13 protein-coding genes are annotated in these 9,597 nt (G+C 69.1%); 12 read left to right on the top strand and 1 reads right to left on the bottom strand.

The annotated features are described in order from the left end of the window. The first annotated feature begins 62 nt into the window (after window positions 1-62). The 5 genes from rimM to Q1K57_RS15005 all read left to right on the top strand — a co-directional run bounded on the left by rimM (window position 63) and on the right by Q1K57_RS15005 (window position 4,948). Complete coding sequence (gene rimM, locus Q1K57_RS15025) at window positions 63-575, top strand: ribosome maturation factor RimM (RefSeq protein ID WP_300084105.1); 513 nt, start codon at window positions 63-65, stop codon at window positions 573-575. After that, on the top strand, window positions 575-1,375 hold the full coding sequence (trmD, locus tag Q1K57_RS15020; protein ID WP_300084103.1) for a tRNA (guanosine(37)-N1)-methyltransferase TrmD: 801 nt from the start codon (window positions 575-577) through the stop codon (window positions 1,373-1,375). Before rimM ends, trmD begins: the two co-directional genes overlap by 1 nt. A gap of 119 nt (window positions 1,376-1,494) precedes the next feature. Further along, window positions 1,495-2,193 (top strand): succinate dehydrogenase cytochrome b subunit, encoded by a 699-nt coding sequence (locus Q1K57_RS15015; protein ID WP_300084101.1) that lies wholly within the window; start codon window positions 1,495-1,497, stop codon window positions 2,191-2,193. Further along, a complete protein-coding gene (locus Q1K57_RS15010; protein WP_300084099.1) occupies window positions 2,184-4,199 on the top strand; it encodes a fumarate reductase/succinate dehydrogenase flavoprotein subunit in 2,016 nt (671 codons plus the stop codon). The genes Q1K57_RS15015 and Q1K57_RS15010 overlap by 10 nt, the downstream gene beginning before the upstream one ends. Further along, a complete protein-coding gene (locus Q1K57_RS15005; protein WP_300084097.1) occupies window positions 4,196-4,948 on the top strand; it encodes a succinate dehydrogenase/fumarate reductase iron-sulfur subunit in 753 nt (250 codons plus the stop codon). The genes Q1K57_RS15010 and Q1K57_RS15005 overlap by 4 nt, the downstream gene beginning before the upstream one ends. 31 nt (window positions 4,949-4,979) lie before the next feature. Here Q1K57_RS15005 and Q1K57_RS15000 read toward each other — a convergent pair whose 3' ends face one another. Continuing rightward, complete coding sequence (locus Q1K57_RS15000) at window positions 4,980-5,699, bottom strand: DUF6498-containing protein (RefSeq protein ID WP_300084095.1); 720 nt, start codon at window positions 5,697-5,699, stop codon at window positions 4,980-4,982. A 169-nt stretch (window positions 5,700-5,868) separates the two neighbouring features. Between Q1K57_RS15000 and rplS the strand changes: the two genes are divergently transcribed. From rplS to Q1K57_RS14965, 7 genes are all read left to right on the top strand, one after another. Further along, entirely contained in the window at window positions 5,869-6,219 is a 351-nt protein-coding gene (gene rplS, locus Q1K57_RS14995) for a 50S ribosomal protein L19 (RefSeq protein WP_300084093.1), read from the top strand. Between the two features lie 23 nt (window positions 6,220-6,242). Continuing rightward, window positions 6,243-6,992, top strand: a complete 750-nt coding sequence (lepB, locus tag Q1K57_RS14990; protein WP_300084091.1) for a signal peptidase I — start codon at window positions 6,243-6,245, stop codon at window positions 6,990-6,992. Window positions 6,993-7,003: 11 nt separating this feature from the next. Beyond that, complete coding sequence (locus Q1K57_RS14985) at window positions 7,004-7,642, top strand: ribonuclease HII (RefSeq protein WP_300084089.1); 639 nt, start codon at window positions 7,004-7,006, stop codon at window positions 7,640-7,642. Beyond that, a complete protein-coding gene (locus Q1K57_RS14980; RefSeq protein ID WP_300084086.1) occupies window positions 7,639-7,950 on the top strand; it encodes a DUF2469 domain-containing protein in 312 nt (103 codons plus the stop codon). The genes Q1K57_RS14985 and Q1K57_RS14980 overlap by 4 nt, the downstream gene beginning before the upstream one ends. A gap of 121 nt (window positions 7,951-8,071) precedes the next feature. Beyond that, the gene (locus Q1K57_RS14975) at window positions 8,072-8,437 is read left to right on the top strand and encodes a YraN family protein (protein WP_300084084.1); all 366 of its coding nucleotides are present in this window, start codon (window positions 8,072-8,074) and stop codon (window positions 8,435-8,437) included. After that, on the top strand, window positions 8,434-9,354 hold the full coding sequence (locus Q1K57_RS14970; protein ID WP_300084082.1) for an ATP-binding protein: 921 nt from the start codon (window positions 8,434-8,436) through the stop codon (window positions 9,352-9,354). The genes Q1K57_RS14975 and Q1K57_RS14970 overlap by 4 nt, the downstream gene beginning before the upstream one ends. Before the next feature lie 54 nt (window positions 9,355-9,408). Then, window positions 9,409-9,597: hypothetical protein (locus Q1K57_RS14965; protein WP_300084080.1), on the top strand; the 189-nt coding region annotated here is incomplete at its 3' end.

The following is a 9,597-nucleotide window of genomic DNA, read 5'->3' as shown; positions in this document are numbered from 1 at the left end:
GGGCCCGTCGAGAATCCTCGACGCGCCCGACCGACGTCGTCTTTTCCCGGGAAGGAGCCCCGATGTTGGTGGAGGTTCTCGTCGGCACGGTGGGCCGCGCGCACGGGTTGCGCGGCGAGGTGTCCGTCCACGTCCGCACCGACGAACCCGAACGTCGCTTCGCCGTCGGCGCGCCGCTCCGGCTCGGCGGGAAGGACGCCGTCGTGGCGGCCAGCCGGTGGCACGGCGGCAACCTCCTGGTCGCCTTCGCCGGAATCGCCGACCGAACGGCGGCAGAGTCGTTGCGCGGGGCCGAGGTGTGGGCGTCCGTGCCGGACGACGAGGCGCCCGCCGAGGAGGGCGAGTTCTACGATCGCCAACTCGTCGGGCTGGCCGTCCGCGACCACACGGGCGCGGTGGTCGGCACGATTCGCGACGTCCTGCACCTCCCGGCGCACGACACGCTGGCGGTGGCGACGGCGTCCGGGGAGCGGCTGGTGCCGTTCGTCGAGGCGATCGTGCCGGTCGTCGACGTGGTCGCCGGTTACGTGCAGGTCGCCGACATCGGCGGCCTTCTCGCCGACGAGGAGGGCTGATGGCCCTCGCCAGCGAGCATGCGGAGCCGGCCCCGCGGGTGTACGCCGACATCATCACGATCTTCCCCGACTATTTCGCCCCACTGGGCCTGTCCCTCATCGGCAAGGCGCGCACGGCGGGGCTGTTCGACTTCGCGGTGCACGACCTGCGCCGGTGGACGTACGACCGCCACCACACCGTCGACGACACGCCCTACGGCGGCGGGGCCGGCATGGTGATGAAGCCGGAGCCGTGGGGCGAGGCGCTCGACCATGTCCTCGAGCACGCCTGGTCGACGCCGACGCTCGTCGTCCCCACGCCGTCCGGCGAGCCGTTCCGTCAGCAGACCGCCCATGAGCTGGCCGCCCTGCCGCACCTCGCGTTCGCGTGCGGCCGCTACGAGGGCATCGACGCCCGCGTCCTCGAGTACGCGCGCACGCGCATGCCCGTCCGCGAGGTCTCGCTCGGCGACTACGTGCTGAACGGGGGAGAGGTGGCCGTGCTGGCGATCCTGGAGGCGGTGGTGCGGCTCGTTCCGGGAGTGGTGGGGAATCCCGACAGCCTCGTCGAGGAGTCGCACAGCCTGGCCGGGGAGGGCTGGCTCGAGTACCCCGTCTACACCAAGCCCGTCTCCTGGCGTGGCTTCGACGTGCCCGACGTCCTGCTCTCCGGTCACCACGGCCGGGTCGCCCGGTGGCGCCGCGAGCAGTCGCTCCAGCGGACGCGCCAGCGGCGTCCGGACCTCCTCGACGAGCAGTCGGACGCCGCCGGTCCGGCCCCGCGGCGGGCCCTGCCGCCGACCGAGCCGGCGGACAAATAGACAACCACTGAATCGCGTAAATCGCCGTGTCAGTGCCCACTTGGCGGGAATTTGCTCCCATCTCGTGGAATCGGGGTCGTTGGCACGACAATGCCGAGCCGTTCGCCTAGGGTGAAGCCGTGGCAACGACAACCCTGACTCCTCACCAGCGGGCGGTCCGGTCCAGCGTGGCCCTGAAGGTGCTCATGGCGATCACGGGTCTGATCATGGTCGGATTCCTGTTGATGCACATGTACGGCAACCTGAAGGTCTTCCTCGGCGCGGACGCCTTCAACCACTACGCACATTGGCTCAAGGGAGAGATCCTCTACCCGCTCGTCCCCGAGGGCTGGTTCATCTGGATCTTCCGCGCCTTCATGCTGGCCGCGATCGTCGGGCATGTCTACGCGGCCGCCGTCCTCACGAAGCGCTCGCTCGACGCGCGCAGCAGCAAGTACGTGCACGGGCACAACCACCAGGAGACCTACGCGGCGCGCACGATGCGCTGGGGAGGCGTCATCCTGCTCACGGGCCTGATCTTCCACCTGCTGCAATTCACGGCGCACGTCGTCCGGACGGGCTTCAGCGCGGGTGACGAGCCGTTCGACATGGTCCACGCCAGCTTCAGCCAATGGTGGCTGGTGCTCGCCTACGCCGTGTGGGTGCTCGTGGTCTGCCTCCACGTGCGCCACGGCGTGTGGAGTGCGCTGACGACGCTCGGCGCCAACACGTCGCCGAAGGCCCGCGGGTTCCTCAACGGCCTCGCGTGGGTCATCGCCGTGACGCTCTTCGTGGGCTTCATGATCATGCCGGTGGCCGTTCTCCTGGGATGGGTGTGAGTGCCATGACGACGACCGTGACCAACGAGTTCTTCACCGTCGGTGAGGACATTCGCGACACGAAGGCCCCGGCGGGCCCCATCGAGCGCAAGTGGAGCCAGCGCAAGTTCAACGCGCGCCTGGTGAACCCCGCCAACCGTCGCAAGCTCTCGATCATCGTGGTGGGCACCGGCCTGGCCGGTGGCGCAGCAGCCGCGACGCTCGGCGAGGCCGGGTACAACGTCTTGAACTTCTGCTACCAGGACAGCCCGCGCCGCGCCCACTCGATCGCCGCTCAGGGTGGCATCAACGCCGCGAAGAACTACCGCAACGACAACGACTCCACGTTCCGGCTGTTCTACGACACAGTGAAGGGCGGCGACTACCGCGCCCGCGAGACGAACGTGTACCGGCTCGCCGAGGTGAGCGCGAACATCATCGACCAATGCGTCGCGCAGGGTGTCCCCTTCGCCCGTGAGTACGGCGGCCTCCTCGACAACCGCTCCTTCGGCGGCGTGCAGGTGCAGCGCACCTTCTACGCGCGCGGTCAGACGGGCCAGCAGTTGCTCATCGGGGCCTACCAGAGCCTGGAGCGCCAGGTGGCGGCCGGCACGGTGCAGATGTACACCCGCCACGAGATGCTCGAGCTGATCATGGTGGACGGACGTGCTCGCGGCATCGTGACCCGCGACATGGTGACCGGCGCCATCGAGGCGTGGACGGCGGACGCCGTGGTGCTCGCCACGGGCGGCTACGGCAACGTCTTCTTCCTGTCGACGAACGCGATGGGCTGCAACGTGACCGCCTGCTGGCGGGCCGCGCGCAAGGGAGCCTATTTCGGCAACCCGTGCTTCACGCAGATCCATCCGACGTGCATCCCGGTGCACGGCGACACCCAGTCGAAGCTCACCCTGATGAGCGAGTCGCTCCGTAACGACGGCCGCATCTGGGTGCCGAAGCGCGCGGAGGACTGCGACAAGGATCCGCGGCAGATCGCCGAGGAAGACCGCGATTACTACCTCGAGCGCATCTACCCGGCGTTCGGCAACCTGGTGCCGCGCGACATCGCGTCCCGCCAGGCCAAGAACATGTGCGACGAGGGCCGCGGCGTCGGGCCGGCGGTCGAGGAGGTCGACCACGAGACCGGCGAGACCCGACGCGTCCGCCGGGGCGTCTACCTCGACTTCGCATCGGCGATCGCCCGGATGGGCCGTGGGGCCGTGGAGTCCAAGTACGGCAACCTCTTCGACATGTACGCCCAGATCACGGGCGAGAACCCGTACGAGACGCCGATGCGCATCTACCCGGCCGTGCACTACACGATGGGTGGCCTGTGGGTCGACTACGACCTCATGAGCAACCTGACGGGCCTGTACGTGACGGGTGAGGCGAACTTCAGCGACCACGGCGCGAACCGGCTGGGGGCGTCCGCGCTCATGCAGGGTCTGGCCGATGGCTACTTCGTGCTGCCGAACACGATCAACGACTACCTGGCCGACGCCCCGTTCGCCAAGGTCGGGCAGGACCACCCCGCGGTCGTGCAGGCGCTGGAGGAGACGAAGGGCCGCATCCAGGCGCTCATCGATGTCAAGGGTTCCCGCACGGTCGACTCCTTCCACAAGGAACTCGGCAACATCATGTGGGAGTACTGCGGCATGGCGCGCACGGAGGCGGGGCTCAAGTTCGCCATCGGGCGCATCCGCGAGTTGCGCGAGGAGTTCTGGCGCGACGTCAAGGTGACGGGTATCAACGAGGACTTCAACCAGACGCTCGAGCGGGCCGGCCGCGTGGCCGACTTCCTCGAGATGGGTGAGCTCATGTGCGTGGACGCCCTGCATCGCCGCGAGTCCTGTGGTGGACACTTCCGCACCGAGTCGCAGACGGAAGAGGGCGAGGCGCTGCGCCACGACGACGAGTTCCTGTACGTGGCGGCCTGGGAGTTCACGGGCGCCGGCAACGCGCCGATCCTCCACCGCGAACCCCTCGAGTACGAGTTCATCGAGCTGAAGCAGAGGAGCTACAAGTGATCATCAACCTGCGAGTCTGGCGTCAGGCCAGCAAGGACGCGCCGGGCAAGATGGTCTCCTACCGCGTCGAGGGCGTCAGCGAGGACATGAGCTTCCTCGAGATGCTCGACCTGCTCAACGAGGACCTCACGGTGAAGGGTGAGGAGCCCATCGCTTTCGACCACGACTGCCGCGAGGGCATCTGTGGCATGTGCGGCGTCGTCATCAACGGGTCGGCCCACGGTCGTGGCTCGAGTCCGGTGCCGACCACCACGTGCCAGTTGCACATGCGGTCGTTCGCCGACGGGGCCACGATCGACGTGGAGCCCTGGCGGGCGGGCGCTTTCCCGGTGATCAAGGACCTGGTCGTCGACCGCACCGCCTTCGACCGCATCATCCAGGCGGGCGGCTTCATCAGCATCAATGCCGGTGCCGCCCCCGAGGCGCACTCGGTGCCGGCCCCGAAAGTCGAGGCCGACCGTGCGTTCGACGCGGCCACCTGTATCGGTTGCGGCGCCTGCGTGGCGGCGTGCCCGAACGGGTCCGGCATGTTGTTCATGAGCGCGAAGATCACGCACCTGGCGATGTTGCCGCATGGCCAGCCGGAGCGCTACAGCCGTGTCCGGACCATGGTGGCGACGCACGACGACCTCGGCTTCGGCGGGTGCACCAACATCGGCGAGTGCGCGGCGGTCTGCCCCAAGCAGATCCCGCTGGACACGATCAGCCAGCTCAACCGCGACCTCATCAAGTCGCTGTTCCGCACGTAGGTCCTTGTCGGACGGCGGAGGCCGGCCCTGCTCAGGCGGGGCCGGCCTCCGGTGCGTGGGCGCCTCGGCGGCTTCGGGCGATCATGCTCCACCCCAGGCCCAGCTCGACGCCGGTCTTGACGAGGATCACCGCCACCACGAGCACCTGCTGGTCGGTCAGGGTGAAGCCCAGGCCGGCGGAGAAGTCCCGAACGGCGTCCAGGATGCCACCGAAGAGACCGCCCGCGACTCCGTTCTGGCCGACGCCGAAGAACATGCCGGTGCTCAACGCCAGGCCCCACGCGATGATCGTGGTGACGTGCAGGATGATCATCCGCGGGTAGGGGGCCGCGAAGGCCTCCTCGGCGGTCGCCACCTGCCGCAGGCCGCTGCCGAACCAGACCGACAGCAGGTCGACGAGGTGGCGCAGCATGATGAGGATGACAGGGACGAGGAACCCGAGGAACGACAGGCGGGCGCCCATCGCGAAGCTCAGGAACGCCACGAAGACGAAGTGCACCGCGCAGAACAGGCCGTAGTGGAGGGCGAAGAAACCCGGACGGCGCTGCCCGCCGTTTCGGGCCGTCATGATCTTGACCACGGTGATGGCGCCCATCACCACGTTCTCGACCCAGAACAGGAGCAGGACGTTGCCGGCCGGCCAGCCCCACACCAGGACGCCCGCCAGCAGCACGAGGTTGAGCAGCAGGCCGCCGACGAGGTCGCGCTTGTTTCCGACGGGGGCCGGCACGGTCATCGAGAAGCGCGCCACCCGCGTCACCCTAGTGGACGCCGTCTCCCGCGCTGAGCCGATTTCGCGGCGTCCCGACGCCTGTGGCAGACTTGGTGAGGTTGTGCGCGCCCCTGCCACAGGGGGAACGGTGTGCCAACTCCATCGACGAAGACATTGAGGTGACCTGTGGCACCGGCAAGGAACACCGATGAACAAGATCGTGTCCGAGATCGCGGCCGCACAGCTGCGTGACGACCTCCCCGACTTCCGCCCCGGCGACACCGTGCGCGTGCACGTCAAGGTCGTCGAGGGCAACCGCTCCCGCATCCAGGTGTTCACCGGCGTGGTGATCGCCCGCAACGGCCGCGGGGTCGCCGAGGCGTTCACGGTGCGCAAGGTGTCCTTCGGCACGGGCGTCGAGCGCACCTTCCCGCTGCACTCCCCGATCATCGAGAAGGTCGAGGTCGAGCGCCGCGGCGACGTGCGCCGCGCGAAGCTCTACTACCTGCGCGGCCTCAAGGGCAAGGCGGCCAAGATCAAGGAGAAGCGCGACAACTGATCGCGCTGGACAGGGCTCAGGCCGTGGCAGACGAGGACCGCTCCGGCGGCATCTGGGGAATCCTGCGGGAGACCATGATCGTCGTCGTGGGCGCGCTGATCGGGTCGACACTGTTGCGGCTGTTCCTGCTGCAGGTCTTCCTGATCCCGAGCCGCTCCATGGAAACCACGTTGAACGTGGGTGACCGGGTGGCGGTGCTCAAGGTGGGCGGCTACGCGCGCGGCGACGTCGTGGTGTTCCGAGACGACCTTGAGTGGCTCGGCAACCCCGATCGGTTCAACCAGCCGATGTGGCGCGAGGTGCTCACCTTTGTTGGCCTCCTGCCCGACGAGGCGACGAATCACCTCGTCAAACGGGTGATCGGCCTCGGCGGCGACCACGTGGTGTGCTGTGACACGCAGGGCCGCATCACCGTGAACGACACGGCGCTCGACGAGACGTCCTACCTGTACAAGGACGCCTCGGGAGTGCAGGACGCTCCGTCGGCGTATGCATTCGATGTCACGGTCCCGGCGGGTCACGTGTTCGTGATGGGCGATCATCGCACGAACTCCGCCGATTCGCGCTGCCACCTCAGCGAGGAATCCGCGGGCGTGGCGGGCCTGGGCGGCTTCCCGTCGTCGGACGCCGTCGTGGGCAAGGTCGCGTGGACCATCTTTCCCTTCGACCGATGGCGCGGCTTCTCTACCCCGGACACCTTCGCGTCGGTCCCGGACGCCTCCGCCGAGGCCCCGGCCGAGCCGGTGATCGTGGGCGAAGCTCCGCCCTGCTGATGGGGGCTCCCGTGGCGTTCGTCGTCCGCCGCGACGCGGGCCTCTACGGTTACGAACGGGCCCTGGCGCGTGCCGGGTTCGGCCTGGTCGCCGGCGCTGACGAGGCTGGACGGGGCGCCTGTGCCGGGCCGCTGGTGGCGGCGTCCGTCATTCTCCCGCCCCGCCAACTGGTGGGCCTCGACGACTCCAAGAAGCTGACGCCGCGGATGCGCGAACGGCTGTACGACGTGGTGACCGCCAGGTCGGTGGCGTGGGCGGTGGTGCGAGTCGAACCGGAGGAGTGCGACGCGCTCGGCATGCACGTGGCGAACGTGGAGGCGCTGCGCCGTGCAGTGGCGCTGCTCGAGGTGCGGCCTGACTTCGTGCTGACCGACGGCTTCGGCGTCGACGGGCTGGGGGCGCCGTCCCTGGCGATGTGGAAGGGGGACGCCGTGGCGGCGAGTGTCGCGGCGGCGTCCATCGTGGCGAAGGTGACCCGTGACCGGATCATGACCGCCTACGCCGCCGACCACCCGGGTTACGCCTTCGACGTGCACAAGGGGTACTGCACGCCGGACCACCAGGCTGAACTCGACGCGCGCGGCCCGTGCGCGATCCACCGAATGAAGTGGGAGAACGTCCGCAGAACGATTAGGCTGGAGCAGTCATGAGCACCGAGGATCTCGAGCAGTACGAATCTCAGCTGGAGCTGCAGCTCTATCGCGAGTACAAGGACGTGGTGGGCATCTTCACCTATGCGGTGGAGACCGAGCGGCGCTTCTACCTGTGCAACGCCGTCGACCTGAAGGTGCGCACCGAAGGGGGCGACGTCTACTACGAGGTGTCCATGGGCGACGCGTGGGTCTGGGACATGTACCGGCCGGCCCGATTCGTGAAGTCGGCCAAGGTCCTGACCTTCCGCGACGTCTCGATCGAAGAGATCGCCCACTCGGATTTGCAGGTGCCCGACAGCCTCTGAGCCCGCGCCGGGCCGTTGGTTGCGCCTTGTGGCCACCCTCGCCACTGATGTCTGCCGCTGGCGCCGAGAGAAGTGCGCCTTCGCGTGACGGATTTGGCCCTCTGAGGGCTAATGCAAGGGCGTGAGCGATGAACGAAGAGACGTAGGCCGGCGGGGTGAAGACGTGGTCGCTGCGTACCTTCAGCGACGGGGCTGGCGTGTGCTGGCGCGCAACTGGCGGTGTCGGCTGGGCGAGATCGACCTCGTGGCCCGCGATCCCGACGGGGTGGCCGTCGTGTGCGAGGTCAAGGCGCGCACGGGTCTTGGGTTCGGCGACCCGCTGGAGGCGATCACCTACGCCAAGCTCCGGCGTTTGCGGGGGCTGGCTGCGGCCTGGCTCGCCGAGCAGGGTCGCGGCTTCCCCGGAGTGAGGGTGGACGCCTTCGGTGTCCTGTGGCATGCCGACGGCACGGCCACGATCCATCATGCGCGGGCGGTCGAGCCGTGAGGCTGGGGGGTGCGGCCTCCGTGGGGCTGGTGGGGCTCGAGGCGACGATCGTGGAGGTGGAGGTGGCGGTCGTCTCCGGGCTCCCGCGGACCGTGATCGTCGGTCTGCCCGACGCCGCGCTCAACGAGGCACGCGAACGATGCCGGGCGGCCATCGCGCAGGTCGGCCTGCCGTGGCCGGCCCAGTTGGTCACCGTGAACCTGTCGCCCGCAACGCTGCCCAAGGCAGGGTCGCACTACGACTTGGCGATCGTGTCTGCGCTGCTGAGCGCCATGGAGGAGGTGCCGCCCGGGCGGCTCGCGCAATCGGTGCTGCTGGGCGAGCTTGCGCTGGACGGTCGAGTGCGTCCGGTGCGCGGGCTGCTGCCGGCCGTCCTGGCTGCCGCGCGCGAGGGCTACGGGCATGTGATCGTGCCCGCCGATCAGGTGGGCGAGGCGCGGCTGGTGGAAGACGTGGAGGTGGTCGGCGTCAGCTGTCTGGCCGAACTGGTCGGCGTGCTGCGCGGGGCGGCGCCCGTGGTGTACGAGGCGGAAGGCCGCACGCCGCCGCCGGAGGTCCGGTCGGTCGACATGGCCGATGTCGCCGGTCAGCTGGAGGCGCGCTGGGCGGTGGAGGTGGCCGCCGCCGGTGGGCACCACCTGTTCCTCAAGGGGCCACCTGGGGTTGGCAAGACACTGCTGGCCGAGCGTCTGCCGGGGCTGTTGCCCGAACTGGGTCAGGCGGAGGCGCTGGAGGTCTCGGCGATCCGGTCGGTGTGCGGGCTGGGGCTCGACGGTCTCGTGTCGGTGCCGCCCTTCTCGGCGCCGCACCACTCGGCGTCCGTCGCGGCGCTGGTGGGAGGCGGGTCGCGCATGGCGATGCCAGGGGCGGTGTCGCTGGCACACCACGGGGTGCTTTTCCTGTACAAGGTTCGGTAACATGGTTTAGTGTTCAAGTGCCGGGGAACCCGGCCTACACACAGGAGGCACACCATGTCCGAACCCACCGCCAACACCTGCCCCGCCTGCCACGCCGCGCCCGGCCAGCCGTGCACCACCAAGTCGGGCGGCAGGGCCACGGCAACCCACAAGGCACGCCTGGAGGCCGTGGCCGACGCCGCGCCCGAGTGCCCCCGCAAGCACACGGCGCCCGGGGCCATCGCCCGGTGCGCGGCCTACTAC

The sequence above is a fragment of the Propioniciclava sp. genome (genome assembly GCF_029977985.1).
In the GTDB taxonomy this organism is placed as follows: domain Bacteria; phylum Actinomycetota; class Actinomycetes; order Propionibacteriales; family Propionibacteriaceae; genus Propioniciclava.
Note: the sequence above shows the minus strand (reverse complement) of the source record. Positions and strands in the feature narration are given on the sequence as shown.

Coding starts and splice junctions, on each gene's coding strand:
- trmD (WP_300084103.1), top strand. CDS start 575: ATGGCCCTCGCCAGCGAGCATGCGGAGCCGGCCCCGCGGGTGTACGCC.
- Q1K57_RS15010 (WP_300084099.1), top strand. CDS start 2,184: ATGGGTGTGAGTGCCATGACGACGACCGTGACCAACGAGTTCTTCACC.
- rimM (WP_300084105.1), top strand. CDS start 63: ATGTTGGTGGAGGTTCTCGTCGGCACGGTGGGCCGCGCGCACGGGTTG.
- Q1K57_RS14980 (WP_300084086.1), top strand. CDS start 7,639: ATGAGCACCGAGGATCTCGAGCAGTACGAATCTCAGCTGGAGCTGCAG.
- rplS (WP_300084093.1), top strand. CDS start 5,869: ATGAACAAGATCGTGTCCGAGATCGCGGCCGCACAGCTGCGTGACGAC.